The sequence below is a fragment of the Halorubellus litoreus genome, assembly GCF_037081675.1.
Lineage (GTDB): Archaea > Halobacteriota > Halobacteria > Halobacteriales > Natrialbaceae > Halorubellus > Halorubellus litoreus.
Genome location: NZ_JAZAQL010000001.1, coordinates 38,023 through 62,795, shown reverse-complemented (window position 1 = coordinate 62,795; position 24,773 = coordinate 38,023). Strand labels below are relative to the sequence as shown.

The 24,773-nt window shown below is 69.7% G+C and carries 29 protein-coding genes; 13 read left to right on the top strand and 16 right to left on the bottom strand.

Annotation, left to right across the window (positions count from 1 at the left end; all coding sequences use genetic code 11):
- Positions 1 to 38 precede the first annotated feature (38 nt).
- The 8 genes from VYJ16_RS00325 to dapA form a co-directional block, all read right to left on the bottom strand.
- Positions 39 to 827, bottom strand: coding sequence for an ABC transporter permease subunit (locus tag VYJ16_RS00325; RefSeq protein ID WP_336348331.1), 789 nt, complete (start codon positions 825 to 827; stop codon positions 39 to 41).
- The gene (locus VYJ16_RS00320; RefSeq protein WP_336348330.1) at positions 827 to 1,927 is read right to left on the bottom strand and encodes an ABC transporter ATP-binding protein; all 1,101 of its coding nucleotides are present in this window, start codon (positions 1,925 to 1,927) and stop codon (positions 827 to 829) included. Before VYJ16_RS00320 ends, VYJ16_RS00325 begins: the two co-directional genes overlap by 1 nt.
- A gap of 105 nt (positions 1,928 to 2,032) precedes the next feature.
- A complete protein-coding gene (locus VYJ16_RS00315) occupies positions 2,033 to 3,259 on the bottom strand; it encodes a M20/M25/M40 family metallo-hydrolase (RefSeq protein ID WP_336348329.1) in 1,227 nt (408 codons plus the stop codon).
- On the bottom strand, positions 3,256 to 4,113 hold the full coding sequence (dapF, locus tag VYJ16_RS00310) for a diaminopimelate epimerase (protein WP_336348328.1): 858 nt from the start codon (positions 4,111 to 4,113) through the stop codon (positions 3,256 to 3,258). Before dapF ends, VYJ16_RS00315 begins: the two co-directional genes overlap by 4 nt.
- A gap of 118 nt (positions 4,114 to 4,231) precedes the next feature.
- Positions 4,232 to 5,569, bottom strand: coding sequence for a diaminopimelate decarboxylase (gene lysA / locus VYJ16_RS00305; RefSeq protein ID WP_336348327.1), 1,338 nt, complete (start codon positions 5,567 to 5,569; stop codon positions 4,232 to 4,234).
- The gene (locus VYJ16_RS00300; RefSeq protein WP_336348326.1) at positions 5,566 to 6,402 is read right to left on the bottom strand and encodes a 2,3,4,5-tetrahydropyridine-2,6-dicarboxylate N-succinyltransferase; all 837 of its coding nucleotides are present in this window, start codon (positions 6,400 to 6,402) and stop codon (positions 5,566 to 5,568) included. Before VYJ16_RS00300 ends, lysA begins: the two co-directional genes overlap by 4 nt.
- The gene (gene dapB / locus VYJ16_RS00295) at positions 6,399 to 7,247 is read right to left on the bottom strand and encodes a 4-hydroxy-tetrahydrodipicolinate reductase (RefSeq protein ID WP_336348325.1); all 849 of its coding nucleotides are present in this window, start codon (positions 7,245 to 7,247) and stop codon (positions 6,399 to 6,401) included. The genes VYJ16_RS00300 and dapB overlap by 4 nt, the downstream gene beginning before the upstream one ends.
- Positions 7,247 to 8,200 (bottom strand): 4-hydroxy-tetrahydrodipicolinate synthase, encoded by a 954-nt coding sequence (dapA, locus tag VYJ16_RS00290; protein WP_336348324.1) that lies wholly within the window; start codon positions 8,198 to 8,200, stop codon positions 7,247 to 7,249. The genes dapB and dapA overlap by 1 nt, the downstream gene beginning before the upstream one ends.
- A gap of 375 nt (positions 8,201 to 8,575) precedes the next feature.
- On the opposite strand from dapA, the gene VYJ16_RS00285 reads away from it, so the two are divergent.
- Positions 8,576 to 9,073: a LabA-like NYN domain-containing protein gene (locus VYJ16_RS00285; protein WP_323675184.1), complete on the top strand. Its 498-nt coding sequence runs from the start codon at positions 8,576 to 8,578 to the stop codon at positions 9,071 to 9,073.
- Between the two features lie 144 nt (positions 9,074 to 9,217).
- Here the strand turns inward: VYJ16_RS00285 and VYJ16_RS00280 are convergent, their stop codons facing one another.
- A complete protein-coding gene (locus VYJ16_RS00280; RefSeq protein WP_336348323.1) occupies positions 9,218 to 9,394 on the bottom strand; it encodes a hypothetical protein in 177 nt (58 codons plus the stop codon).
- Between the two features lie 191 nt (positions 9,395 to 9,585).
- Between VYJ16_RS00280 and VYJ16_RS00275 the strand changes: the two genes are divergently transcribed.
- The 3 genes from VYJ16_RS00275 to VYJ16_RS00265 all read left to right on the top strand — a co-directional run bounded on the left by VYJ16_RS00275 (position 9,586) and on the right by VYJ16_RS00265 (position 11,283).
- Entirely contained in the window at positions 9,586 to 10,065 is a 480-nt protein-coding gene (locus VYJ16_RS00275) for a PUA domain-containing protein (RefSeq protein ID WP_336348322.1), read from the top strand.
- 94 nt (positions 10,066 to 10,159) lie between these two features.
- Positions 10,160 to 10,558 (top strand): nascent polypeptide-associated complex protein, encoded by a 399-nt coding sequence (locus VYJ16_RS00270; protein ID WP_336348321.1) that lies wholly within the window; start codon positions 10,160 to 10,162, stop codon positions 10,556 to 10,558.
- Positions 10,555 to 11,283, top strand: coding sequence for a tRNA (adenine-N1)-methyltransferase (locus VYJ16_RS00265; protein ID WP_336348320.1), 729 nt, complete (start codon positions 10,555 to 10,557; stop codon positions 11,281 to 11,283). The genes VYJ16_RS00270 and VYJ16_RS00265 overlap by 4 nt, the downstream gene beginning before the upstream one ends.
- A 36-nt stretch (positions 11,284 to 11,319) precedes the next feature.
- Here the strand turns inward: VYJ16_RS00265 and VYJ16_RS00260 are convergent, their stop codons facing one another.
- The gene (locus VYJ16_RS00260; RefSeq protein WP_336348319.1) at positions 11,320 to 12,702 is read right to left on the bottom strand and encodes a hypothetical protein; all 1,383 of its coding nucleotides are present in this window, start codon (positions 12,700 to 12,702) and stop codon (positions 11,320 to 11,322) included.
- A gap of 60 nt (positions 12,703 to 12,762) precedes the next feature.
- Here VYJ16_RS00260 and VYJ16_RS00255 point away from each other — a divergent pair, with 60 nt between their 5' ends.
- Positions 12,763 to 13,323, top strand: coding sequence for an NUDIX hydrolase (locus tag VYJ16_RS00255; RefSeq protein WP_336348318.1), 561 nt, complete (start codon positions 12,763 to 12,765; stop codon positions 13,321 to 13,323).
- Position 13,324: 1 nt separating this feature from the next.
- Here VYJ16_RS00255 and VYJ16_RS00250 read toward each other — a convergent pair whose 3' ends face one another.
- Complete coding sequence (locus tag VYJ16_RS00250) at positions 13,325 to 14,716, bottom strand: hypothetical protein (protein WP_336348317.1); 1,392 nt, start codon at positions 14,714 to 14,716, stop codon at positions 13,325 to 13,327.
- A 158-nt stretch (positions 14,717 to 14,874) separates the two neighbouring features.
- On the opposite strand from VYJ16_RS00250, the gene VYJ16_RS00245 reads away from it, so the two are divergent.
- A complete protein-coding gene (locus tag VYJ16_RS00245) occupies positions 14,875 to 15,330 on the top strand; it encodes a hypothetical protein (RefSeq protein ID WP_336348316.1) in 456 nt (151 codons plus the stop codon).
- Positions 15,331 to 15,337: 7 nt separating this feature from the next.
- On the opposite strand, the gene VYJ16_RS00240 is transcribed toward VYJ16_RS00245, so the two are convergent.
- The 3 genes from VYJ16_RS00240 to VYJ16_RS00230 are packed head-to-tail and all read right to left on the bottom strand — an operon-like array spanning position 15,338 to position 17,591.
- On the bottom strand, positions 15,338 to 16,201 hold the full coding sequence (locus tag VYJ16_RS00240) for a 3-hydroxyacyl-CoA dehydrogenase family protein (RefSeq protein WP_336348315.1): 864 nt from the start codon (positions 16,199 to 16,201) through the stop codon (positions 15,338 to 15,340).
- Positions 16,202 to 16,256: 55 nt separating this feature from the next.
- Entirely contained in the window at positions 16,257 to 16,676 is a 420-nt protein-coding gene (locus tag VYJ16_RS00235) for a hypothetical protein (RefSeq protein ID WP_336348314.1), read from the bottom strand.
- 12 nt (positions 16,677 to 16,688) lie between these two features.
- Positions 16,689 to 17,591 (bottom strand): hypothetical protein, encoded by a 903-nt coding sequence (locus VYJ16_RS00230; protein WP_336348313.1) that lies wholly within the window; start codon positions 17,589 to 17,591, stop codon positions 16,689 to 16,691.
- Between the two features lie 248 nt (positions 17,592 to 17,839).
- Between VYJ16_RS00230 and VYJ16_RS00225 the strand changes: the two genes are divergently transcribed.
- The 3 genes from VYJ16_RS00225 to VYJ16_RS00215 all read left to right on the top strand — a co-directional run bounded on the left by VYJ16_RS00225 (position 17,840) and on the right by VYJ16_RS00215 (position 20,316).
- Positions 17,840 to 18,409, top strand: coding sequence for a DUF7409 domain-containing protein (locus tag VYJ16_RS00225; protein ID WP_336348312.1), 570 nt, complete (start codon positions 17,840 to 17,842; stop codon positions 18,407 to 18,409).
- Between the two features lie 170 nt (positions 18,410 to 18,579).
- Positions 18,580 to 19,377, top strand: a complete 798-nt coding sequence (locus VYJ16_RS00220; RefSeq protein ID WP_336348311.1) for a class I fructose-bisphosphate aldolase — start codon at positions 18,580 to 18,582, stop codon at positions 19,375 to 19,377.
- Between the two features lie 12 nt (positions 19,378 to 19,389).
- Complete coding sequence (locus VYJ16_RS00215; RefSeq protein WP_336348310.1) at positions 19,390 to 20,316, top strand: class 1 fructose-bisphosphatase; 927 nt, start codon at positions 19,390 to 19,392, stop codon at positions 20,314 to 20,316.
- Positions 20,317 to 20,370: 54 nt separating this feature from the next.
- Here VYJ16_RS00215 and VYJ16_RS00210 read toward each other — a convergent pair whose 3' ends face one another.
- Positions 20,371 to 20,685: an ArsR/SmtB family transcription factor gene (locus VYJ16_RS00210; RefSeq protein WP_336348309.1), complete on the bottom strand. Its 315-nt coding sequence runs from the start codon at positions 20,683 to 20,685 to the stop codon at positions 20,371 to 20,373.
- A 245-nt stretch (positions 20,686 to 20,930) separates the two neighbouring features.
- On the opposite strand from VYJ16_RS00210, the gene VYJ16_RS00205 reads away from it, so the two are divergent.
- From VYJ16_RS00205 to VYJ16_RS00190, 4 genes are all read left to right on the top strand, one after another.
- Positions 20,931 to 21,227 carry a hypothetical protein gene (locus VYJ16_RS00205; RefSeq protein WP_336348308.1) on the top strand — a complete coding sequence of 99 codons (297 nt, stop codon included), beginning with the start codon at positions 20,931 to 20,933 and terminating at the stop codon, positions 21,225 to 21,227.
- A 77-nt stretch (positions 21,228 to 21,304) separates the two neighbouring features.
- Positions 21,305 to 23,050, top strand: coding sequence for an acyl-CoA carboxylase subunit beta (locus tag VYJ16_RS00200; RefSeq protein ID WP_336348307.1), 1,746 nt, complete (start codon positions 21,305 to 21,307; stop codon positions 23,048 to 23,050).
- A 150-nt stretch (positions 23,051 to 23,200) separates the two neighbouring features.
- Complete coding sequence (locus VYJ16_RS00195; RefSeq protein ID WP_336348306.1) at positions 23,201 to 23,803, top strand: DUF4382 domain-containing protein; 603 nt, start codon at positions 23,201 to 23,203, stop codon at positions 23,801 to 23,803.
- 87 nt (positions 23,804 to 23,890) lie between these two features.
- The gene (locus VYJ16_RS00190; RefSeq protein WP_336348305.1) at positions 23,891 to 24,238 is read left to right on the top strand and encodes a DUF5658 family protein; all 348 of its coding nucleotides are present in this window, start codon (positions 23,891 to 23,893) and stop codon (positions 24,236 to 24,238) included.
- 23 nt (positions 24,239 to 24,261) lie between these two features.
- On the opposite strand, the gene VYJ16_RS00185 is transcribed toward VYJ16_RS00190, so the two are convergent.
- Entirely contained in the window at positions 24,262 to 24,750 is a 489-nt protein-coding gene (locus tag VYJ16_RS00185) for a MaoC family dehydratase (protein WP_336348304.1), read from the bottom strand.
- Between the last annotated feature and the right edge of the window lie 23 nt (positions 24,751 to 24,773).

The window sequence follows — 24,773 nt, the reverse complement described above, 5'->3', positions numbered from 1 at the left end:
ACGTCGACGGGACGACCGCGAGTGGCGTCCGGTGCGGGTCATGCAACGTCCTTCCGCTGGAAGTACGCGCGACTCGCGAGCACGAGGACGACCGCGGCGGCGAGCAGGACGCCGGCGCCCTGGAGGTCCCACTCGCTCGAGACGAGCACCGCGGTCGGGTCGTAGTACCGCGACGGCGAGAGCGTGCCGAGCCACGCGACGTCGGTGCCGGCGGTGACGGAGTCGAGCAGGAAGAACCCGAAGAACCCGCCGGCTGCGACGCGCTGGGCGACGCTCGCACGGTCGAAGACGACGGAGGCGAGGAGGCCGACGCCGGCGGCGACCAGCAGGTAGGGCACGGCGAGCGCGTGCACCATCGCCAGGTCGGCGATCGCGATGGACTCGTCGATGCCGAGGACGGCGAGGTAGACGACGACCGGCGTGACGACGTTCACGACGACGAGCGGGACGAGGATGCTCGCGAACTTCTCCAGGAGGACCTTCGACCGAGTCACTGGAAGGGAGAGGAGCATGTCCATGCGGCCGCGGTCGACGTCGTCCGCGACGAGGCTGGCGGCGGCGTACGCGAAGTAGATGCCGAGCAGGAGCACCCACCCGAACGCGTACAGTTCCGCGGCGAGGAACCCCTCGATGGTGTTCAGGGACTGCAGGCCGAACGCCTGCTGGAGTGCGGGCGGGAGCGACGCGACGTACGCGTCCAGGTCGATACCCTCGCTGATGGACGGGAACATCCAGACGTAGAGCGCGACGAGCACCGCGAACCCGGCGGTCATCACGGCCGTTCCTTTGACGCGTCGACGCCCGTAGTACCGCGCGAACTCGAACATCAGGCGTCACCCCCGTGGCCGGCGTCCGCGCCCGCTGGCATCGGGTCGTCGCCGCGGTCGGTCGACTCGGTGCGGGCGTCTCCGGTCCCGGCTCCGGCAACGTCGGCCCCGGTGTCGACGCCGACGGTCTCGTCGTCGTAGAACCGCATGAAGACGCGCTCGAGGGGTGCTTCCTCGACGTCGAGTTCGAGGACGTGGAAGCCGTCGAGGTAGTCGACGAGCGCGTCGAACGACCCCGTGTACGTGAACGTCAACTCGGCGAACGCGGTTCCGGTCGCGTCCGCGTCTCGCTCGTCGCTCCCCTCGCCGGCCCCGCCGGCGGTCGCCATCGGGAGGTCCGCGTATCCGCCGTCGACGGACTGGACCGTGAGCTCGTGCACGCCGTCGAGGGAGACGTCCTCGCGCGCCACGTCGGCGGCGACGCGAACTCGAACGTACTTGCCGGCGCGCTGGAGGACGTCCGCGACGGACGCCACCTCGACGATGCGGCCGTCGCGGATGATACCGATGCGGTCGCAGACCCGGCGGACCTCGCTGAGGACGTGCGAGGACAGGAAGAACGTCTTCCCGGCGGCCTTCTCCTGGCGGACGAAGTCGTTGAACGTCCGCTGGACGAGCGGGTCCAGGCCGGCGGTGGGTTCGTCCATCACGAGGAGGTCGGGGTCGTGCATGAACGCCTGGACGAGCCCGAGCTTCTGGCGTTGCCCGGTGGAGTACCCGCGTATCTCGCGGTCGACCGGGACCTCGAACAGCTCGAGGAGTTCCTCGCGTCGCGAGTCGCCCTTGACGCTCGCGTGGAGGTCGAGGACCTCGCGGCCGGTCGCCTCGTCGTCGAACGCGGGGTTCGCGGGGAGGTACCCGATTCGTTCGCGCGCGTCGACGAGCGCGCCCTCGTCGTCGACGTCCGCGCCGAGGACGGTCGCGGTCCCGCTGGTCGGGGACTGGAAGCCCATGATGGTCCGGATGGTGGTGGTCTTCCCGGCGCCGTTCGGGCCGAGGTACCCGAAGACCTCGCCGGACTCGACGTCGAGGGTGACGTCGTCGTTCGCGCGGACGTCCCCGTAGTCCTTCGTCAACCCCGCTATCGATATCGCGCTCATGACAGGAACTACGCGGAATGAACGTATGAATCTACCGTTCAGATATTTTTGAGAGGCCGAGACAGCCGTCCTGGGCGGTTTCGGGGCCGTCGTCGAAGAAACAGATCAGTCGAGGAGTGCGTGGAGCGCGTCGGCGACGACGGTGGCGGCGCGCTCGACGTCGCTCGCGTGGACGTACTCGCGCGGGGAGTGCGCGACGGCGCCGTCGTCGTCCGCGAGCACGCCCGGCCCGAAGACGACGGTCGGCGCGAGCGCGGCGAAGTACGACGCCTCGGTCGCCGCCCCGAACGGTCGCGGCGAGCGCGCGCCGGCGTCGACGAGCGCGTCCACGACCCGCGCTCCCTCGTCGGTCGCCCACGCCTCGAGGAACGGCGTCTCGCGCTCCGTGAACGCGAACTCGACGCCGACGTCACCCGGGACCGCCTCGCGGAGGTGCGCGAGGAGCGCGTCCCGGAACCCGGCGGCGGTCTCCGGCGGGACCGACCGCCGGTCGAGGACGACGCTCGCGCTCGCCGGCACCTGATTCGTCGCGGTGCCGCCGTCGACGACCGTCGGCGTGAGCGTCGCCGCGCCGAGCTGGTCGTGGACCGGCGGCGCGTCGGCGCGATCGTCGAACGTCCCGACCGCCCCCAGCGCGTCCTCGAGGGCGGCGACCGCGTTCGTCCCGGAATCGGGTTCCGCGGCGTGCGCGTTCTCACCGCGGAGCGTCAGCGTCCCCTGGAACCGGCCCTTCGCGGCGGTGCACGCCGCGAGGTCGGTGGGTTCGCCGACGACGAACGCGTCCGCGTCCTGGATGGCCGCCACTGGTGCGGGCGCATCGGCGGTCCCGCCGGCCGTAACGAGGTGGTGCGCGCCCTCGCTCAGCGTCTCCTCGTCGGGCGTCACCGCGAGCGTCACCGCACCCGCGACGGACGCGTCGCGGTCGTCGTTCTCGTCGCGGTCGCCGGCGTCTTCCCGCTCGTGAGCGGCGACCACGCGGTCGACTGCGAGGAAGCCCGCGAGCAGCGCCGCGAGCGGCCCGCCGGCGTCGCACGTCCCGCGACCGCGGAGGACGTCGCCGTCGCGCTCGAACGGGACGTCCGGCGGGACCGTGTCGACGTGCGTGTTCAGGACGACGTGCGGCCCGCTGGTCGGGTCGCCGGTCGTCGCGAGCACGTTCCCCGCGTCGTCGACGGTCGCGTCCACGCCCGACGCCGCGTACTCGTCGATGGTCTCGACGAGGTACTCGCGGGCGTCGTCGACGCGCTCGTGGGTCTCGAACGACGCGAGCGAGACGAGGAAGGAGACCGGGTCGAAGTCACCGCCAGCGGACGCGTCGTCGCCTGCGGTCACGGCTGCGGCTCGACGCGGTCGACGGTCGCCGCGGCCTCGCCGTCGAACTCGTGCGCGACCGGCCCGGTCAGCGTCGCCGCGCCGTCCTCCGGGAACGACACGACGAGGTCGCCGCCCGGCGGGGAGACGTGCACGACGTCCGCCGCGATGCGGTCCCGGACGCGCGCCGCCGCCGCGATCGCGACCGCACCCGTCCCGCACGACGCGGTCTCGCCCTCGACGCCGCGCTCGTACGTCCGCTGGTCGAACCCGCCGTCCTCGCGCCGCGAGGCGAACGTCACGTTCGCGCCCTCTGGAAACGCGTCGTGACTCCGGATCGGCGGTGCGACCGCGTCGACGTCCACCGCGTCGACGTCGTCGACGAACGCGACCGCGTGCGGGACGCCCGTGTTCAACGCGGTCACGGCGTACCCTTCGAGGTCCTCGCCGAGCATCGGCTCGTCGTACTCGTCGGCGAGCGGCACGACCTCCGGCTCGAAGCGCGGCTCGCCCATCTCGATGGCGACGTCGTCGCCTTCGCGGCGCGCGTGCCGGGTCCCGGCCTGCGTGTCTATCATGACGTCCGCGGCGCCAGTGCGCTCCATCGCCCATTCGGCGGCGACGCGCGCACCGTTCCCGCACATCGCCGCGGTCGACCCGTCGGGCTGGACGAGCGTCATGACGACCCGCGGCGGGTCGAAGCGGTCCTCGAGCGCGAGGAAGAGCACGCCGTCCGCGCCGACGCCGTCGGCTCGGTCGCAGTGCCGGGTCGCGAACGCGGCACGGTCGGGGACGTACTCGTTCGCGTCCACGACGAGGAAGTCGTTCCCCGTGCCGTGGTACTTCTCGAACCCGACCTCGTCGTGGACGCTCATCGCTCGCCTCCGCGCGCACCGCGGCGGGTGCTGGCGTCGGTCGCGAGTTCGTGGTTCGCTGGCTGTTCGGGTCGAAGCGGGGCGTGACTGCGTCGGTGATGGGTGTGTCGCTGTACGTTCATAGTTCCAGAGTCGTGATGTCGCTGAGCGTCTCGCGGCGTCGCGCGAGCGACGCCGAACCGTCTTCGAGGACTGCGGTCGCGGGCCGCGGCCGCGTGTTGTAGTTGCTCGCCATCTCGTAGCCGTACGCGCCGGCGTTCCCGATGGCGAGCACGTCGCCGCGGACCGGTTCGGCGAGCGGGCGGTCCTCGGCGAAGACGTCGCTCGATTCGCAGATGGGGCCGGTGACGGTCGCACGCACCTCGCCGCGACCGTCACCCCCTGCGGTAACGTTTCGAATCGGATGATACGAGCCGTAGATGGCGGGGCGCGCGAGCGTGGTCATGCCGGCGTCGACGCCGAGCACGGTGGTGTCGGGGGTCTCCTTGACGGTGTTGACGTCGGTGAGGAGGACGCCGGCGTCGGCGACGAGGTAGCGGCCGGGTTCGACGACGAGTTGCGCGTCGACGTCGCCGAGCGCGTCGCGGGTGGCGTCCGCGACGGCGTCGAGGTCGAGTGGTGCGTCGGCTTCGCGGTAGGGGACGCCGAGGCCGCCGCCGACGTCCACGAACTCGAGGTCGTGCGCGGCGTCGAACTCGCGGGCGACGTCGCCGACGCGCGCGACCATCTCGCGGTGCGCGTCCAGGTCGTCGGCGTCGTGGATGCCCGACCCGGCGTGGGCGTGCACGCCGACGACGTCCATGCCGGCCTGGGTGGCGGTCTCGGCTACGTCGAGCGCGCGGTCGCGCGGCACGCCGAACTTCGCGTTCGCGCCGGTCTGGACCTTCTCGTGGTGACCGGCGCCGACGCCGGGGTTGACGCGCACACACAGGCGGCCGTCGTAGCCGCGGGTCGCGAGTCGCGCGACGGTGTCCTCGGCGCCGACGGTGACGGTGAGGTCGGCGGCGACGCCGTCGGTCCACAACTCGACGACCGTGTCCAGGTCGACCGCAGGTGGGTTCACGGCGGTGTAGTGCACGCGGTCGCTCGGGACGCCGGCGTCGAGCGCGCGGACGACCTCGCCGGCGCTCGCGCACTCCACGCCCGCGCCCTCGTCGTCGAGCGCCTCGAAGACGTCCCCGAGCGCGTTCGCCTTCGCGGCGTAGTGCACGGCCGCGTCCGGGAACGCCGCGGCGAGCCGCCGGTAGTTCTCGCGCACGCGGTCGAGGTCGAGCACGTAGCTCGGGCTCCCGTACTGGCGGCGCAGGTCCAGCAGGGTGTCGGCGTCCCAGTCCGCGAGCCGTCGCACTTCGGGACCGCCGTCGCACGCGGCGCCGGACTCGCCAGCGCCGTCGCACACAGCGCCGGACTCGCCGGTGCCGTCGTCGCCCGTTCGGCTCGCGGACTCCTCGCTCATTCTCGAAGTACCTCCTCGCGCTCGGTCGCCTCCAGGGTCTCCTCGCCGAGGTCCGTGGCGACGACCGCGGGCTTGTACGCCGCCCCCGGGATGAGGTCCTCGTCGCTCACGCTCGACTCGACGTACCGCTGGAACGCACGGCGCTCCGCGGGGAGCTCGCCGTAGTACACCTCGTCGTCGACGAGGTCGTACACGGGAATCCTGGGGGTCAGGAGCGTGTTCTCGCCGACCACCGAATTCTCGCCGACGACGAACCCCGACGTGACCCGGCAGCCCGCGCCCAGCGAGACGCCGTCCTCGACGACGACCGGCGTCCCCTCGACGGGCTCGAGCACGCCCCCGATGAGCGTGTTCGCACCGAGCTTCACGTCCGCGCCGATCTGCGCGCACGAGCCGACGGTGTCGCAGGAGTCGACGAGCGTCCCGTCGCCGACGTACGCGCCGATGTTGACGAAGCTCGGACTCATGAGGATGCAGTCCGCGCCGACGTGCGCGCCCGTGCGGACGACCGTACCGTCGGGCGTGTTCCGCGAGCCACGCTGGCCGTAGTCGCTCGTATCCTGCAAGGGGAGGACGTCGTTGTACGTCACGCCGCCGTACTCGTACTGGTCGATGCCGTGCGTCGCGAACACGAGGAGGATGCCCTGCTTCACCCACGCGTTCGCCTCCCAGCGACCCGGCCCGTCGCCGGTCGGTTCCGCAGCGCGCACGTCGCCCGCTTCGAGCGCGTCGAGGAACTCGTGGAGGACGTCGTGGACGTGATGCGCGTCCGCGTCGAGGTCACCGGCCTCGTGTCGCGCCCAGAGGTCGGCGACGTCGGCTTCCAGACTCATTGCTCCCCTCCAGCGTCCCCGGGTACTTGACCGTCGTCGGTACCGACCATATCTGCCGACCCCGCGGCGACGACGTCTTCGAACGCGTAGAAGCCGGGGTCGCGCCCGGAGAGCCAGTCGGCGGCGTCGAGCGCGCCCGCGGCGAACACGCCGCGGTCGGTCGCGCGATGCTGGAGGCGGAGCTCCTCGTGGTTCCCGGCGACGACGAGCTCGTGCTCGCCGGGGACGTCGCCCGCGCGCAGCGAGTGCACGCCGACCTCACCCGGTTCGCGGAGCGATTCGCCCTCGCGTCCGTGCACGCGCTCGCCGGCAGCGTCGCCGGCGTCGACGTCGTGACGCTCGCGGGCGTCGTCGACCGCGTCGAGCATCGCCTCGGCGGTCCCGCTCGGGGCGTCGCGCTTCCCGTTGTGGTGCGCCTCGACGAGTTCGACGTCGTACCCCGGGAGCGCTGCGACCGCGTCGCCGACGAGCGCGAGCAACGCCTGGACGCCACGAGCGAAGTTCGCCGCCTGCAGGACGGGAATATGGTCGCTCGCCGCCTCGAGCGCGGCCTGCTGGTCGTCGCCGAGGCCGGTCGTTCCGGTGACGAACGCGACGCCCGCGTCCGCGCACGCCTCGGCGTACGCGACGCAGGAGTCGGGGCCCGTGAAGTCCACGACGACGTTCGGCTCGTGCTCGTCGACGAGCGCCTCGAAATCCTCGCTCGCGTCGACGTCGACGCCGTGAGCGGGCGATGCCGGTGGGTTCCGCGCGGTCGCGAACACGACCTCGTACCCGCGGGCGACGGCTTCCTCGAGCACCTCGCCGCCGGTGCGACCGGTCGCGCCCGTGACCGCCACGCGCATCAGGAATCCACCTCCGCGAGCTGGTCGTCGGCGGAGCCGTCACCGCGGTCGTACTGCTCGCGCTCGAAGTCGTCGAGGTCGTCGAGCACCGCCGCGAGGTCGTCGCGGTACTCCGGCGCGAGCCGGCCGAGCGGCGACCGCAACTCGGGCGCGTGATGCCCGCGAATGTGCATCGCCTCCTTGACCGGAATCGGGTTCGTCTCCCAGAACAGCGCCCTGTTCAGCTCGCCGAGCTCGTGATGGATCGCTCGGGCGGTCTCGTAGTCGCCGGCGAGCGCGGCGCCGACCATCGCGGTCGTCCGCTCGGGTTCGACGTTCGCGACCACCGAGATGGTGCCCTGGCCGCCCATCGAGCAGATGGGGAGCGTGAGCGCGTCGTCGCCCGAGAGCACCGCGAACTCCTCGTCGCGCGTCCGCTCGACGATCTCCGTTATCTGGCCGAGGTCGCCGGACGCGGCCTTGAACCCCACAATGTTCTCGTGGGCGGCGAGCGCCACCGCGGTATCGGGCTCGATGTTCCGGCCCGTCCGCGAGGGCACGTTGTACACGATCTGGGGCGCGTCGATCTCGTCGGCGAGCGTCTCGTAGTGCGCGCGGAGGCCGCGCTGCTCGGGCTTGTTGTAGTACGGCGAGATGAGCAGGAGCGCGTCCGCGCCCGCCTCGACGGAGCGCTCGCCGAGGTCGAGCGCCTCGCGGGTGTTGTTCGAGCCCGCACCGGCGATGACGGGGACGTCGTCGACGGCGTCGGCGACCGCCTCGACGACCTCGACGTGCTCGTCGTGCGTGAGGGTCGCGGACTCGCCGGTCGAACCGACGGGGACGACGCCGTCGACGCCAGCGGCTTCGACGCGTCGGGCGTTCTCGCGGAGTGTCTCGAAGTCGATGCTGCCGTCGCTCGCGAACGGCGTGGTGAGCGCGGGGTAGACGCCGCGCAGGTCGATGTGGTCTGTCATTACGTGGGGTTCGGCTGTCGGATTGCGGATGTCGGCGTTCGATGTCGGACGCGATTCGGGTCGTCGGTATCGCCCGGAACGGGGGTGCTACGCCCGCTGCGAGCGGCTATCGCGTCCGTTTGCCGAATGTAAAACCAGCTGTGGCACTCTCGGGCCGGGAGCGAACCGGTCGCGAGGTGTCACGCCGCATTATGAGATTCGAGGGGGACCGAGTGGCATAATGTTTGTGCCGACCGCAGAAAGTGCCCGTGTCACCCAGCGATACCGTGGTTCGTGCTCACACGGCGCGCTGCTATGCGGGGTCGTGGATGCGGGGTGTTCGCTGGTGCCGGGTCGGTAGCAAGACCCTTCAGGGAGACGGCCGCAGTTCGAGGCATGACCGACATCCATCCCGGCCAGCGCGTCGCGGTGCTCGCCGACTCCCAGAACCTCTACCATACGGCGCAATCGAAGTACACGCGGAACATCGACTACTCGTCGCTGCTGGAGAAGGCCGTACAGGACCGGACGTTGACGCGCGCCATCGCGTACGTCATCCGCGCGGACCACGAGGAGGAGGAGTCGTTCTTCGACGCGCTCGTCGACATCGGATTCGAGACGAAGATCAAGGACATCAAGACGTTCGCCGACGGGTCGAAGAAAGCAGATTGGGACGTCGGGATGAGCCTCGACGCGGTCACGCTCGCGGACCACGTCGACACCGTCGTCCTCTGCACGGGCGACGGCGACTTCTCGCGGCTCTGCAGTCACCTCCGCCACGAGGGCGTGCGCGTCGAAGCGATGGGCTTCCAGACGTCGACGAGCGAGGACCTCGTCGACGCCGTCGACGAGTTCATCGACCTCGAGGAACGCCACGAGACGTTCCTGCTCTGAGCGCGGCGTCGTTCGCACCGCGACCGCTCGACGGACAGCACGAGTGCTCGACGGACAGCACGAGTGCTCGACGGACAGCACGAGTGCTCGACGGACAGCGCGGGTGCTATCGAGCGTGTTGCGTGCAGCGAGAAGGGAGAGGACTCAGACCGGGCGGCCTTCGCCGGACGTTCCGACGAGGAGTGCGCCCGCTGCCATGGTCAGGGAGGCGACGCCTCCGACGAGGAGCGGGAGGACGCTGTCCGTCGGGCTGAGTGCGAAGAGCGCTGCCGTGCTCGCAACGAGCAGGAGCGCGCCGAGTGCGACTTTCGTTGTGTCCATGCGTACACGCCTAGTGCGGTTCTCCAAGGTTATATCTTTCTCTCTCGAAATACCTGAGAAATATGCTACCGCGTCTCATGCAAGACCAGGATGAATCGTGAACGAACGTGATATTCTGTCGGTCGTCGGTCACCACGGACCCGCCGAGTCGCTTCGACACCCTTTCGGTCCGCACTCGCGAACGCCTCGCCATGACCACGGACGCCTTCGCGGACGCCGCCCGCGCCCGAACCGTCGCCGACTACCAGTTCGGCGCCGGCGCCGGCGACGCGCTGTTCCCCGCCGACGACGAGTACGACGTGAAGCGAACGTCGAGCGGCCGCATCGAGCAGGTCGCCGTCGGCGACGACCGCCTCGTCACGCTCGGCACCGACGGCCGGTACACGCTCGGCATCGAAGCCGGCCGCCGCCTCGTCGCCGGCCTCGGCGACGACGCCTACCAGGTCGTCGTCGGCGACGAGAGCGAACCGTTCGTCCGCGACGGCAAGAACGTCTTCGCGAAGTTCGTCACCGACGCCGACCCCCAGATCCGTCCGTACGACGAGGTCGCGGTCGTCCACGAGGACTCTGGGGACGTCCTCGCGGTCGGTCGCGCCGAACTCCCCGCCGACGCCATGCTCGACTTCGACGCCGGGATGGCCGTCCAGGTGCGCGACGGCGCCGACGAGTAGCGGTCCCGACGAGCCGCGAGCGCGCCGTCGGGCGTCTTCGACCCGGACGCGACCGTTCGTCACTCTTTTGCTCGTCGACGCAGGACTCTCGGGTATGTTTGGAGGAGGCGGCGGCGGCATGAACCCGCGCAAGATGCAGCAGATGATGAAGCAGATGGGTATCGACGTCGACGAGCTCGACGTCGAGGAGGTCATCATCCGGACCGCGGACGAGGAGCTGTACTTCTCGGACGCGCAGGTGACGAAGATGGACGCTCGCGGCCAGGAGACCTACCAGGTCGTCGGGTCGCCCGACACCCGCGAGAAGGGCGGCGGTGACGCGCCCGCAGTCGAGTCCGGCGACGCGGACGGCGACGCCGACGATGCGGGCATCCCGGACGACGACGTCGAGCTCGTCGCGATGCGCGCCGGCGTCCCCGAGGACCAGGCCCGCGAGGCCCTGGAGGCGAACGACGGCGACCTCGCCGCGGCCGTCTCCGAGCTCGAAGAGTGAGCGTCCTCCTCGTCCACGAGGACCGCGAGTACCTCCGCGCTCCCGGGGACGAACTCCACACGGACCTGGGCGTGCTCGACGTCCCCGAGGACGTCGAACACGGCGACGTCCTCGAGACGCATCTCGGCGAGACGTTCACGGTCCGGCCGCTCCGCGGCCCGGACCTCTTCGAGCACTTCGAGCGCACCGGCGCGCCGATGATGCCGCGAGACGTCGGCCTCGTCGTCGGAAATACCGGCGTCGCAGCAGGTGATCGCGTGCTCGACGCCGGAACCGGCACGGGCGTCCTGTCGGCGTACCTCGGCCGCATGGGCGCGGACGTGACGACGTACGAGCGCGACCCCGAGTTCGCGGACGTCGCTCGCGAGAACATGCGGCTCGCGGGCGTCGACGACAACGTGGACGTCCGTACGGGCGACCTCACCGAGGAACTGGACGCGCACGCCGACGAGTCCTACGACGTCCTCACGCTCGACACCGGCGACGCCGCGGACGTCGTCGCGCGAGCGCCCGAGGTCCTGCGCTACGGCGGGTTCGTCGCGGTGTACTCGCCGTTCGTCGAACAGACCCGCGAAGCCGTCGAAGCCGCTCGCGAGGCGGGCCTGCAGGACGCCCGCACGGACGAGACCATCCAGCGACCGATGGACTTCGACGACCGCGGGAGCCGACCCGCGACCGGCGGCGTCGGCCACACCGGCTACCTGACGTTCGCGCGGAAGTACTGATTCTCGCGGCTTCGGTGCTGGTTCGACGCGACCGCTTCAGGCGGTCTGGGCGCGTTCGACGACGCGTTCGCCGGTCACCGGTTTGCCGGCGCCGATGCGGTACGCGACGACGCCGACGAGCGCGGCGACGAGCGCGACGGGCGTCACGATGAACGCGACGAACCCGGGACCGAATCCGCCGACGGGCGTGGCCGGAAGCACGGCGAGGACGGGCGTCGCGAGCACGAGTGCGGTGACGGCGGCGACGGGCCAGCCGACGCGCCCGTCGTAGACGCCGACGAGGTAGAACCCGCCGACGGCGACGGTGAACGTCGCCACGACGACGTTCACGAAGGACCCGGAGAGTGCCACGGCGATGGCGCCGCCGACGCCGACGGTGCCGGCGACGCGGAGCGCGGCCTCGCGGAGGTTCGCCACCGCGGGAGCGCGCGCGGTGAGCGCGCCGAACGCGGCGATGCCGGCGGGGAGCGCGAGCAGTTCCAGGTTCCGGTCGAGCAGCGGGCCGTAGCCGTCGACGAGCGCGTACGCGCCGCCTCCGACGACCGCGAGCGCGGCGACGACCGCGAGCCAGCGGGCGTCTCGCGCCGGATCACTGCTCCCGCCGAGGACGAACAGGCACGCGGCGAGCGCCGCGGCGAGCACGAGCGCGCTCGGGCCGCCCGCCATCACGGCGTCGCCGAGCATCGCCGGCCCCACGGCGAGCGCGACGCCGAGTTCGCCGCCGGCACTCGCGACGACGCCCTCGCTGGGTGCGAACGCGACGTACGTCCCCGATTCGAGGTGCCCGGGCGCGTCGTAGTCCGCGTTCCCGTTCCAGACGACGCGCTCGCCGTCGAGCGACCCGTTCCCGGTCGCCGCGAGGTCCTCGACCACGCCGCTGCGCGGTGCGTTCACGACGCGCGCGTCGTCGTCGCCGTAGAGGACGAGGCGGTCCGCGTTCAGCTGGACGCCCACCCGTGACTCGCCGAACAGCGTCAGTATCGTCGTCCCACCAGGGCCGCTGCGTGCCGCGTCCGGGATGGTCCACGCGACGACGAGTTCGTCGCCAGCGAACGACGCCGTGACGTTCCGCGCACCGCGCTCGTCGCCGACGTACCGGTACTCGAACGCCTCGTCGACCACGGCGTCGACCGCGCTCTCGTTCCCGCGGAGCGCGCTCGCGGTGTCGTTCGTGACCGTGACGCGAGCGCGGAACCGCGCGCTGTCGTCGTCCTGTACTCGCATCACGACCTCGCTCTCGACGACCTCGAGTTCGACGCCCGCGTCGTCGCTCGCGTACTCGACGTGGCGCGCACACACCGGACACACCGGGTCCGGGGGCGTGCTCGCCGTCGCCGGCACGACCGCGAGCGGCGCGAGGACGCTCGCGACCGCGAGGACCGCGAACGTGACCGCGATAGCGCGATGGAGGGCGCTCATACCAACGCGGTGCGCCCGGCGACGGTAAGTGTCTTGTCCGAGAACCCGGTGTCATCAGGCATGGTCGAGGAGTGGGAGCACGACGGGGACGAGGAGCGCGTCGCGACCGCGGGCTCGCTGGCGCTCGTCCGCGAGGGCCTCGTCCGCCCGGACGGCGTCCGCGACGAGCACGCGTACGTGGACGCAGGCGACGAGGACACACCAGAGGCGGTCGCGGTGGTCGCGCTCACGCCCGACGGCGACGTGGTGCTCGTCGAGCAGTACCGGCCGACGTTCGGCGAGGCGTGCGTCGAGTGCCCCGCCGGCGGCGTGCGCGACGGCGAGTCCTTCGAGTCAGCGGCGCGTCGCGAACTCCGCGAGGAGACCGGGTACGCGGTCGAGAGTCGGAACGTCCACGTCCTCCAGACGTACCGACCGATGGGCGTCGCGAGGGTCCGCCGTGCGGTCGCGGTCGCGACCGACGTCGAACCGACCCCAGACGGCGCGGACCCGGACGCGGACGAGTTCCTGGACGTGCACGTCGTCGACCCCGACGAAGCCATGGGGGTCGCGACGAGCGCCGAGGCGACCGGGTGGACGCTCACGCCGCTCTTGCTCGCCGACCGCGCCGGATACCTCTGAGTCAGTCGGCGGTCGCCGCGGGGCCTTCTCCGGACCCGCGCCGCTCCGTGCCGCCGCGACGGCGGCCGAGCGCGAACAGCGGCACGCCGACGAGCGCGACGACCAGCACCCACGCGAGGCCGAGCGGCGGCGCGAAGTTCGACGGCGAGAGCGTCGGGAACGCCAGACAGACGGGTGCGAGCGCGAACGCGACCGCGACCGCGAGCGTCGGACGGATTCCGCGCGTCGTCGCCACGCCGAGCGCGCCGAGGAGGAGGACGCTCGTCGACGACGCCCAGAGCGCCGCCGTCCCCGGTGCCGCGACCGCGGCCGCGAACGACCCGACGGCGAGTACCGGGAGGACGTACAGCACCGCGGTCGGGAGTCGAGCGACCGGTCGCCGGACGCGACCGCCGACCACCGCGAGCGCACCCGCGAGGACTGCGGCGACGACGACCCCGGGAACGGTCGCGAGCACCGTCATCCCGAGGCCGCCGAGCCCGAACCACGCGAGCGCCACGTACGTCACTGCGAGGCCGGCGACCGTGGCCGCGGCGTACCCGACCGCGAGGCGGCCAGGCGAGGACCACGCCGCGTCGTCCCACTCTGGGCCGTCGAACCGGTGCGCGACGAGCGCGAACAGCCCCGCGAGCGCGCCGGCGAGCACCCCGGCGATCCAGGATACCGACAGCACGCGCGGAACCTCCGTGCTCGCCTCCGACGTCCAGATGCTCGCCGCCGCGCTCACGTAACTCGCCGCGCCGGCGTCGGGCGCCCACGCGACGTACCCGCCGTACCCGACGAACCGCGAGCCGTCCGTCGCCACGAACCGTATCGCGTCCCCGCCCCAGCCGTCCGGCGCGCGGACGATCACGTGGTCGTCGGGCCCGAGGACCGTCGCCTCGTCGACCTGGAGGTCGATACCGCCGACCGTGCCGTTCCGGCGGAACAGGTCGGTATAGACGACGCCCCCGTAGCCGTCGCGAGCCACGTCGTCGAGCGCGAACCGGACCGTCACCGTCCGGTCGTCGATACCGGCGCGGACGTTCTCGACGCCCTGGACGACCGCCCCGCTCACCCAGTGCGAGCGCTCGCTCCGCTCGGGCGTGACGAACGCGTCCCGCGCGACCGCGTCGAGGAGCGACGCGTTCTCGTGGAAGCGGTTCGCGGCGCGCTCGTCGACGCGGAGCGTCGCCTCCCCGGTCGCCGTGCCGTTCTCGTGGAAGCGGAGCGTGAGTTCGCTTCGCTGTACCGTCGCGTTCGCGCCGTGGTCCGCGGCCGCGTCCTCGAACCCGCCAGTACACCCGCCACAGAGCGGGACCGGCGGGTGCGCGCCGGCCGCTGGCGCCGGCGCGACGACGACGAGCGCGAGGACCGCGACCACGGCGACCACGGGGACCAACCTGCGAGTCACGACTCGACCGTCTCCCCGAACTGACAAGAAACCACGCCAGAGTGAAACGCCGACTGTACCGGCCACGAACTGGAGCGGTCCGCTCCCCGTGTCATTCCCCGATAATTGCGGCCAGAAACACCACGAAGCATTTGTCCGACGGCTAGGTCGTGCCCAACATGACCTCGCGAAGACAGCTACTGACGACTGCAGGGTCGGCCGTCGCGTGTGGACTCGCCGGCTGCCTCTCGTCGAACAACCGTGACGAGTGGCTGAACGTCGCGGGATACATCGCACGAAACGAGACACAGCGGACGCGGACGTTCGAGCTTGGCGTGACCGATGGCGGGAAACCGGTCCCATACTCGAAAACTGTGCAGATCGATGCGAACAACCAACAGACAATCGTTGGCGGGACAGATACGCGAAGCGACTACCTGGTCGCTGCGAAAGCCGCCGATACGGACGTCGTTGCCGATGCAAAGGAACTCATCGATGACCACGCCCCCTGGGTCGTCCCGAAGTTCACGCTGGAGACGAGTTCGAAGCTCGCAGTCACCGGAACGGGCTATGAGGAGTACCCCCGCGAGATGTTCGAGACCACTGCTGCCACCACAGCCACTGACGACGACTGAACGAGATTCAGTCGTACTCGTAGAAGCCTTCGCCGGTCTTCTTCCCGAGGTCGCCGGCGTCGACCTTCCGCTTGAGGAGGTAGGCGGGCTTGTAGCGGTCGCCGAGTTCCTCGTGGAGCGTCTCGCTGGCGTGCAGGCAGATGTCGAGGCCGATGTGGTCCGCGAGCGTGAGCGGCCCCATCGGGACGTTCGTTCCGAGTTCCATCCCGGTGTCGATGTCCTCCTTCGTCGCGACGCCCTCGTCGAACGCGCGGATGCCCTCGTTGATCCACGGCATCAGGATGCGGTTCGCGACGAACCCCGGCTTGTCGTCGGACTCCCACGTCGTCTTCCCGAGGTCCTCCGCGAACGCGTGCGCCAGGTCGAGCGCCTCGCTACTGGACTTCTCGCCTTCGACGATCTCGACGCCCTCCATCACGGGCACGGGGTTCATGAAGTGCAGGCCGACGACGCGCTCCTCGCTGTCGATCGCGCTCGCGATGGTCGTGATCGAGAGCGTGCTCGTGTTCGTCGCGAGCAGGCACTCGTCGTCCACGGCGTCCTCGAGGTCCGTGAAGATGCTCTGCTTGACGTCCATCTCCTCGAGGGCGGCCTCGACGACGACGTCGCAGTCCGCGAGGTCCGAGAGCGCGGTCGTCCCCGAGATACGGTCGAGGATAGCCGCCTTCTCGTCCGCGTCGATGCTGTCGCGGGAGACGAACCGGTCGAGGCTGTCCTCGATGGTCTCGAACCCGGAATCGACGAAGTCCTGCTCGATGTCGCGCATCGTCACGTCGTAGCCCGCCTGCGCCGCGACCTGCGCGATGCCGCTGCCCATCGTGCCGGCGCCGACAACGCCGACGCGCTCCACGTCGTCGAGTGTGCGTACCATGAGCGGTAGTTCGCCGAACGGCAGTAAAAATGTGGGAGGTTCGCTCGTCGCCGCGTCAGTCCGCGAGCGCGCCGCCGACTCGATACCCGACGTACGAGAGTCCCTGCACGACGCCGAGCACCATGACGAACAGCACCGCGAGCAGCGGGAGGTTCGGGTCGGTGAGCGCGCCGACGGGTTCGACGAACTCGGCCACCGGCATCAGTGCCACGAGGGCGACGACGTAACTGGTGCTGACGACGACCGTGCTGTTCTCCGACATGTCCCGGAGCCCGCACCAGATGCCGACGACGAGCGCGTGCAGGCCGAGCAACGGCACCAGCACCGCGTCTCCCGGCCGCGACACGGACCCGTGCAGGAGGGCGTCGGCCGCGACGACGGCAACGTAGATACCGAGAACGCCGAGTACCGTGGCCACGGCGACGCGGACCAGGTCGTCCCGGTTCACCGACGTGGAGTCGACGGTAGCAGTCATACGTAGTACCTATCAGTTCCGCGTTATAATCTTTGCCCAGCCATCGGCGCTCTCGTCGTCCGTGTAGCCGTCGCCGTTGCCGGCCCACTGCATGTCGGCGCTGTAATCGCCGACGTTCGACGTGAACGAGTCCACGACCTTGTCACGCGTCTCGTCGAAACGGAAGTCGCACTCGAGCGCTATCTGACAGTGGTCCGCAGTGTCGTAGTGGGGTTGCGCGACGACGCGGCCGTCCGGGAGGTCCCAGAGGCGGGCGTGCCACTGCGCGCCGAGGTAGCCGGTGCCCTTCGCGAACCCCGCGTGCTGTGCGGGCGTGCTCCCGTCGTCGAGGATGACGTAGCGGTCCTTGCTCGGGAGCGCCGAGCACCAGCACTTGCCCGACCAGACGTCGAGGTTCTGCATCTCGTACTGTATCTGGTCCGCGTCGCGGAACGTGTCCCAGATGACGCTTATCGGGCCCGTGCGCTCGGAGAGGTCCGTGGACGTGTCCGAGTACGAGTACAGCGGGACCGTGTCGATGGACGAGACGGTCGGTTCGGACGACGACTTCGCCTGACGCTTGATATCGGCTTCCTTCTCGGCGAAGGTCTCGATGGTTGCGAGGTACGCGACGTCCTCGAACTCGACGCTGAACGCGGACGTGCGGTCGCGGTATCGCTCCGGGAGTTCGCGCTCGGCGACGACCCCGCGGTCGATGGTGACCACGGTCCGGCCGACGGTCGACCGCAGTTCCTTGCTCCGGAACTTCTCCGTGTACGCGACCCCGTCGCGCTCGGGTTCGTACTCGAAGATGCGGGTGCCGCGGTACCGGACGTCCGTGCTCGGGCCGTCCGACCGCTCAGCCGTGGCCGTCGACGCGACGCTCGTTATCACACTCGTTCCAGCTACCGCCTTGAGTACATCTCGTCGATGCATACAGTTCGAAATCCGGACCAATTATTTAAATATAATGTAATTGGTATCTGAAGGCAAGTGCCAACTAGTTTCGGAAAAAGCAGACGAAAGCGAGGAGGTATGCCGGCTTCTATCTGGCTGGACGGTGCTGTCTCAACTAAAACCGATTTGGATTCTGAAATATAACTGGCGCGAACTAGTGAGGAAAGTGTAAGTTCGATTCTGCGAGTGCCAACATTGAAGCGATACCCCGTCTTGGGTTGGACAACGTGGCCAGCGAGGAGTCCGAGCGCGGGGTGGGTGAGGCAGTGGTGGACCGGACCGCGCTCCCAGGGGTGGACGAGTCGGACGCCAGCGCGATGGCGGACGCGGACGTCGACGCGGTTGACGTCCACGAGCGCGCGGTGAGCTACAGGGACCTCCTCTCGGCGGGCGTCGACGCCGACACGGCGACGGCGCTCCGCCGCGAGTTCAGCCTCCCGTACTCGACGCGATTCGGCGAGGGCATCGAGGACCGCTCCGCCGACGTCTCCGGCCTCCAGGACGGCGAGCGCGAGTGGGTGGCGGCGAGCGCGAGCGACTGGGAGGAGATGGGCGTCCCCGAGTACGACCCCGTCGAGCGCGAACCCGCGGACGTCTGGGCGGACCGCGACCGCCCGACGCCCGTCACCGCCGTCCCCGGCGTCGGCCCCGACGACGCCGAAGACCTCGCCGACGTCGGCGTGACCTCGGTCCGCCAGCTCGCGTTCGCCTCCGCGAGCACCGTCGCCGACCTCCTCGAGATGAACGTGATGGCGGTGCGGACGTGGCGGTTCCAGGCGCGCGAACTCGCGGACTGACCCCGCAACCCCGGTTTAAGTACTATTAACTACACCAGTAGTCAGTTTCCAGAATCTCGATTCCAGCGATTCCTGCCTGGAGAAGCCGGCTCCTACCGGATTGGGAACCGTCGACGAGGCGGGGAACGACCGTCAAACCTTAGTAGTCAGTTTGCGGAGTCCCGCATAGCATGCTCCCCATCGACGACACCCCGCTCGTGCGCGACGGCAAGATACTCATCCTCGCGATGGACCACGGCCTCGAACACGGCCCCGTCGACTTCGAACCCGTCCCCGAGACCATCGACCCCGAGACGGTCTTCGAGGTCGGCACCCACGACGCCGTCACCGCGATGGCCGTCCAGAAGGGCGTCGCCGAGGCGTACTACCCGAGCTACGAGGACGACGTGAACCTCCTCGCGAAGCTCAACGGGACGTCGAACCTCTGGCGCGGCGAACCCGACTCGGCGGTGAACTGCTCGGTGGACTACGCCGCGGAGGAACTCGGCGCGGACGCGCTCGGGTTCACGCTCTACGGTGGCTCGAACAACGAGATCGAGATGGCAGAGGAGTTCCGCGACGCCCAGGAGAAGGCACGCGAGCACGACCTCCCGATGGTGATGTGGTCGTACCCGCGCGGGCAGGGCCTCCGGAGCGACCGCGACCCCGAGACCATCGCGTACGCCGCGCGTCTCGCGCTCGAACTCGGCGCCGACGTCGCGAAGGTCAAGTACCCCGGAACGCCCGAGGCGATGGAGTGGGCGGTCGACGCCGCCGGGAAGACGAAGGTCGTCATGAGTGGTGGCTCCAAGAGCGACGACTACGCGTTCCTCAAACAGGTCGAGGAGTGCATCAGTGCGGGCGGGAAGGGCCTCGCGGTCGGCCGGAACGTCTTCCAGCGCGACAACCCCGTCCAGATCCTCGACGCGCTCGAGAAGGTCATCTTCGAGGAACAGTCCGCGGAGCAAGCGCTCGACGCAGTCCAGTAGATGCACGCGACGATGGAGACCACGGTCGACGCGGTCCTCGACGCGCTCGCCAGCGCCACGCCCGAGATTCGCGAGGGGCTGGTCGGTCGACGCAGCTACCAGGACACCGAGAACGAGAGCGGTGAACGCCAGCTCGCCGCGGACGTGTACGCCGACCAGCTCCTCGAGGAACGCCTCGGCGGCATCGACGGCGTCGTCGAGTACGCGAGCGAGGAACGCACGGGCGTGGTCGCCGTCGGCGCTACTGACTCTGGCGACTCCGCGGGCGACGCCTCCGGTACCGGCTCTGGCGACTCCGCGAGCGGTGACGCGGACGCCGACGGCGCGCTCGCGGTCGCGGTCGACCCGCTCGACGGGTCGTCGAACCTCAAGTCGAACAACGCGATGGGGACCATCCTCGCGGTGTACGACGGCTCGATTCCGGCGTCGGGCCGCGACCTCGTCGCGAGCGCGTTCGTCCTCTACGGCCCTATCACGACGATGACGGTCGCGCGCGACGACGAGGTCACCGAGTACGAGGTCGTCGACGGCGACCGCCGCGTCAGGGACGCCGACGTCACGGTCCCCGACGACCCCGTCGTCTACGGGTTCGGCGGCCGCGTTCCGGACTGGCACGACGACTTCGAGGCGTACGTTCGCGAGATAGAGCAAGAGTTGAAGCTCCGGTACGGCGGCGCGATGATCGCGGACGTGAACCAGGTCGTCGAGTACGGCGGCGTCTTCGCGTACCCGTCGCTGGAGTCGGCGCCCGACGGGAAGCTCCGCCTCCAGTTCGAGGGGAACCCCATCGGGCACATAATCGAGACCGCGGGCGGTGCGTCCAGCGACGGCACGCAGTCGCTCCTCGACGTCGAGCCCGACGGCGACGTCCACCAGCGCGTCCCCCTGCACGTCGGGAACGAAGCCCTCATCGACCGGCTCGAGGCCGCACTGGACTGACCGCGCCCGGGCGTCGCGGTCTCGCGTGGCGTCGGTCACGCCCACGCGACCGGCTCAGTCCACGAGTTCCGTCCGGTACGTGACGTCGATGGTGAACCCACCGTCCTCGAGCCGGAAGCAGACCGCCTCGAGGTTCGTCTCGTACTCGCTGTAGTGGTTCCCGTCGGCGTCCATGTGCGTGCGTTCCTCGACGAGGCCGTACTCCTCGAGCGCGTCCAGTCGCCGGTAGATCGTCGGTTCGGACTCGTCGGTTCGTTCGGCGAGCTCCTGGGCCGCCATCGGCTCGACTGACGTCAACGCCAGTATCTTGCGCGCAGTCTCGCGTTCGAACACGTCGAACAGGGTCTCGGCGTCCCACTCACCAGTCACGTCCGAGCCACAGCGACCCGACACGCAAAAAGGCTCAGCCAAGAGGCGTCGACGGTCCGGGCTCGCGCCCGCGGCTTCACGGAACGAGAACGCGCGCCGGTAGCGAATCGGCTCGCTCACGGCATCGAGTTCGACGAACCGCCAGGACGCCTCGCAACGCTCCGAGACGCGCAGGGACGGAGTTTCACGGAGCACAGCCTTGGCCGGACTCATACCGGGCTGGCGCCACGACCGGGACGTAGACGATGGCGCAGATACACGAACACCAGAACTCGACCGAGTCCATCGACCTCTCGTTCGACCGCGAGACGCTCGGCGCGCTGTTCGTCAGACACCCGTGGGCCGTCCGCTTCCTCGTCCTGGAGGCCGTGCTGTTGTCGCTCGCCGGCATCATCCCGTTCGTCGGCGCGTCCGCGATGTACTACGTCGCGTTCGGGATGGTGGTCTCGCTCGCAGCGCTCGCCGCCGTCGCCGCAGCCGTCGTCGCGCTCGGCCAGGGCGTCAAGCGCGCCCGACGCGCACTCCGGTACCGTACCGCCTGAGCGAACCCGGTCGGGCGGCGAGAGTCGCCGCGACCGAAAGGGAAACCTTTCTCTCACCGCCGCGAGCAATCCCGGGCATGAAGGTCCGAATCAGCGACGGGGCGACGGAGGCTGAGGCGTCGGCGATCGCCGGCGCGCTCGCCGAACGCTTCGGCGACGACGTCGAGGTGTTCGTCGGGAACGCCGACGAGCCCGCGGCAGTCGAGGAGGCACCCGAGGACGCGACCGCCGAGACGCCAGCGGACGCCGGGGAGGTCGCCGCCGCCGTCGAGGACGAACTCGGCCCGACCGACCGCGAAGAGGCGCTCTGGACGGAGATCGAGGAGATACTCGAGGGCGGCCCGGAGAAGTACAAGGATCGTCTGAGCGACCAGGGGAAGCTGTTCGTCCGCGACCGCATCGACCTGTGGTTCGGAGAGGACGGGATGTTGTTCGAGGACGGGAAGTTCGCGGAGTTCGACAACGAGGACCGGATTCCCGCCGACGGCCTCCTGACGGGCGCCGCGGACTTCGAGGGTCGTGACGTTCACTTCATGGCGAACGACTTCACGGTCAAAGCGGGGTCGATGGCGGGGAAGGGCGTCGAGAAGTTCCTTCGGATGCAGCAGCGCGCGCTGAAGACCGCGAAGCCCGTGCTGTACCTGATGGACTCCTCCGGGGGTCGCATCGACCAGCAGACGGGGTTCTTCGCGAACCGCGAGGGCATCGGGAAGTACTACTACAATCACTCGATGCTCTCCGGGCGCGTCCCCCAGGTGTGCGTGCTGTACGGGCCGTGTATCGCTGGCGCGGCGTACACGCCCGTGTTCGCGGACTTCACCGTGATGGTCGAGGGCATGAGCGCGATGGCGATCGCGAGCCCGCGGATGGTGAAGATGGTGACGGGCGAGGACATCAGCATGCAGGACCTCGGCGGCGCGCACGTGCACGCCGAGGAGTCCGGGAGCGCGGACCTCGTCGCGGAGGACGAGGAGCACGCGCGCGAACTCGTCGCGGACCTCGTGAGCTACCTGCCGAACAACAGCGACGAGAAGCCGCCGAAGACCGACGGGAAGCCGCCGAAGAAGTCCCCGGAGGGTATCGACTCGGTCATCCCGCAGGAACCGAATCGCGGGTACGACATCCGCGACGTCATCGACCGCGTCGTCGACGCGGACTCGTTCTTCGAACTCCAGCCCGACTACGGGGCGGAGATCGTCACGGGGTACGCGCGAATCGACGGGCGCACGGTCGGTATCGTCGCGAACAACCCCGCGCAGCGAGCGGGCGCCATCTTCCCGGACGCGGCGGAGAAGGCCGCGGAGTTCATCTGGAAGTCAGACGCGTTCAACGTCCCGCTGCTGTACCTCGCTGACACGCCCGGGTTCATGGCGGGGAGTGGCGTCGAGAAGGACGCCATCCTCGAGAAGGGGAAGAAGATGATCTACGCGACGTCGAGCGCGACCGTCCCGAAGCAGTGCGTGGTCGTGCGGAAGGCGTACGGTGCGGGCATCTACGCGATGAGCGGCCCGGCGTACGACCCCGAGAGTACGATCGCGCTCCCGTCCGGCGAGATAGCCATCATGGGGCCCGAAGCCGCCATCAACGCGGTGTACGCGAACAAGCTGAACGACATCGACGACCCCGAGGAGCGCGCCGAGCGCGAGGCGGAGTTGCGCGAGGAGTACCGCGAGGACATCGACGTGCATCGGATGGCGAGCGAGGTCGTCATCGACGAGATCGTCCCGCCGAGTACGCTCCGCGAGGAACTCGAGAACCGGTTCGCGTTCTACGAGACCGTCGAGAAGGACCTCCCGGACAAGAAGCACGGCACCGTCATCTGAGCCGGGTCGCGCGAAGTCCTGCGCTCGGGTCGCGGGGAGTGTTTGACCTCTCCAGCATCAGTTTCGTGTTGTGTGGTTGGAGGTTTGGTCCGGTTACTGTTCGAACGATTAGGTCGGTCATTCACGCATAGACCGCCGAGACGGTGACGTATGCGACGACGTACACTACTCGGCGCGACGGCGGTTTCGACGGTCGCGGCGCTTGGCGGGTGCCTGAGCAGTATCACTGGTGCGAGCACGGGGACGCTCGCGACGCACGTCAGCGACCGGCCTGGCGACATCGAGGATTTCGAGTCCTGCGTCGTCACCGTCACGGAACTGGACGTCATGCCGGCCGACGCGGACGAGTCCGAGACGCTCGACGTCGAGGAGGGCTCGGTGGACCTGACCGAGGTCAAGGGCGAGAAGTCGGAGCTGGTGGACAGGTCGGACCTCGAGACCGGCGAGTACGACTGGCTGCGCGTCACCATCGACGGCGACGTCGACGCGACCCTCGCGGACGGTGGCGGGGACGCGACGGTGAAGGTCCCCAGCAACGGCTTGAAGCTGAACAAGGCGTTCGAGGTCCGCGAGGGGACGACGACGAACTTCACCGCGGACTTCACGCCGGTCAAGCGCGGCCAGGGGTCGACGTACAATATCCAGCCTGTCACGCAGGAGGTCACCGTCACCTACGAGGACGACGAGTCGACGAGCGGGACGGCGGCGAACGAGTCGACGAGCGGGACGGCGGCGAACGAGACGAGCGCCTGACCGACAGCGCGGTCCGCGGCTGCAGGAGCCACAAACACACCCGCGGGTGGCGAAACTAATTTAACCTATAGAGACATGGAATTTAGTGTGTCCCCGCTGGTGCAGGCCCTCCGGTCGACCACGCCGGTCTCCACGGCGTCGCGGCAACGACACGTGCGCGTAGCGTGGGGTCTCGCCGTGCTCGCGACGGTCGCGGACGTCGCGACGACGGCGCTCGGGACCGGACTCGGTCACGCGGAGGGGAACCCGCTCGTCGCCAGCGTCCTCGCCGCCGCTGGCGTCCCCGGGTTCGTCCTCCTGAAGGCGGGCATCCTCCTCGCGGCCGCCGTCGTCGGAACCCAGTGCTTCGACCGGCCCGCGGTCGCACCGTGCGCCCTCGCGGTCGCGTGGGGCGCCGTCGCCGTCGCGAACGTCGCGGTCCTCGCCGGCGCGTGAGGTCCGCCGAAGCACGCACCTCGTCACTCGGCGTGCTCGCGCTTCAGCGACAGGACGGTGCGTTCGAACTCGCAGACGAGGAGTTCGTCCTCGCCCTCGTCGAGTCGTTCCGCGTCGGCGTCGACGACGAACGCTTCGACGCGCATCGTCACGAGTCCGCGCTCGCCCGAACTCGTCTCTCGTTTGTCCGTGATCGTCGACTGCACGCGGATGGTGTCGCCGTGGAACACCGGGTTCGGGTGCTCGACGTCGTCGTAGCTGAGGTTCGCGACGATCGTGCCGTCGGTGGTCTCCGGGATGGTGATGCCGACCGCGAGACTCATCGTGTAGAGGCCGTTCACGAGCCGCTGCCCGAACTGCGTGTCGGCGGTGAAGTCCTCGTCGAGGTGCAGCGGCTGCTGGTTCATCGTCATGTCGCAGAACCGCTGGTTGTCGCTCTCCGAGACCGTGCGTCGACGCCGATGCTCGATGGTCTGGCCCTCTTCGAACTCCTCGTAGTACAGCCCGGGCATACGCGAAGCGACGACGCCGGGCG

Coding starts and splice junctions, on each gene's coding strand:
- VYJ16_RS00325 (WP_336348331.1), bottom strand. CDS start 827: ATGTTCGAGTTCGCGCGGTACTACGGGCGTCGACGCGTCAAAGGAACG.
- VYJ16_RS00200 (WP_336348307.1), top strand. CDS start 21,305: ATGAAGGTCCGAATCAGCGACGGGGCGACGGAGGCTGAGGCGTCGGCG.
- VYJ16_RS00240 (WP_336348315.1), bottom strand. CDS start 16,201: ATGGTACGCACACTCGACGACGTGGAGCGCGTCGGCGTTGTCGGCGCC.
- VYJ16_RS00270 (WP_336348321.1), top strand. CDS start 10,160: ATGTTTGGAGGAGGCGGCGGCGGCATGAACCCGCGCAAGATGCAGCAG.
- VYJ16_RS00260 (WP_336348319.1), bottom strand. CDS start 12,702: ATGAGCGCCCTCCATCGCGCTATCGCGGTCACGTTCGCGGTCCTCGCG.
- VYJ16_RS00285 (WP_323675184.1), top strand. CDS start 8,576: ATGACCGACATCCATCCCGGCCAGCGCGTCGCGGTGCTCGCCGACTCC.
- VYJ16_RS00185 (WP_336348304.1), bottom strand. CDS start 24,750: ATGCCCGGGCTGTACTACGAGGAGTTCGAAGAGGGCCAGACCATCGAG.
- VYJ16_RS00215 (WP_336348310.1), top strand. CDS start 19,390: ATGGAGACCACGGTCGACGCGGTCCTCGACGCGCTCGCCAGCGCCACG.
- VYJ16_RS00195 (WP_336348306.1), top strand. CDS start 23,201: ATGCGACGACGTACACTACTCGGCGCGACGGCGGTTTCGACGGTCGCG.
- VYJ16_RS00245 (WP_336348316.1), top strand. CDS start 14,875: ATGACCTCGCGAAGACAGCTACTGACGACTGCAGGGTCGGCCGTCGCG.
- lysA (WP_336348327.1), bottom strand. CDS start 5,569: ATGAGCGAGGAGTCCGCGAGCCGAACGGGCGACGACGGCACCGGCGAG.
- dapB (WP_336348325.1), bottom strand. CDS start 7,247: ATGCGCGTGGCGGTCACGGGCGCGACCGGTCGCACCGGCGGCGAGGTG.
- dapA (WP_336348324.1), bottom strand. CDS start 8,200: ATGACAGACCACATCGACCTGCGCGGCGTCTACCCCGCGCTCACCACG.
- VYJ16_RS00235 (WP_336348314.1), bottom strand. CDS start 16,676: ATGACTGCTACCGTCGACTCCACGTCGGTGAACCGGGACGACCTGGTC.
- VYJ16_RS00320 (WP_336348330.1), bottom strand. CDS start 1,927: ATGAGCGCGATATCGATAGCGGGGTTGACGAAGGACTACGGGGACGTC.
- VYJ16_RS00220 (WP_336348311.1), top strand. CDS start 18,580: ATGCTCCCCATCGACGACACCCCGCTCGTGCGCGACGGCAAGATACTC.
- VYJ16_RS00280 (WP_336348323.1), bottom strand. CDS start 9,394: ATGGACACAACGAAAGTCGCACTCGGCGCGCTCCTGCTCGTTGCGAGC.
- VYJ16_RS00230 (WP_336348313.1), bottom strand. CDS start 17,591: ATGCATCGACGAGATGTACTCAAGGCGGTAGCTGGAACGAGTGTGATA.
- VYJ16_RS00255 (WP_336348318.1), top strand. CDS start 12,763: ATGGTCGAGGAGTGGGAGCACGACGGGGACGAGGAGCGCGTCGCGACC.
- dapF (WP_336348328.1), bottom strand. CDS start 4,113: ATGAGCGTCCACGACGAGGTCGGGTTCGAGAAGTACCACGGCACGGGG.
- VYJ16_RS00300 (WP_336348326.1), bottom strand. CDS start 6,402: ATGAGTCTGGAAGCCGACGTCGCCGACCTCTGGGCGCGACACGAGGCC.
- VYJ16_RS00205 (WP_336348308.1), top strand. CDS start 20,931: ATGGCGCAGATACACGAACACCAGAACTCGACCGAGTCCATCGACCTC.
- VYJ16_RS00275 (WP_336348322.1), top strand. CDS start 9,586: ATGACCACGGACGCCTTCGCGGACGCCGCCCGCGCCCGAACCGTCGCC.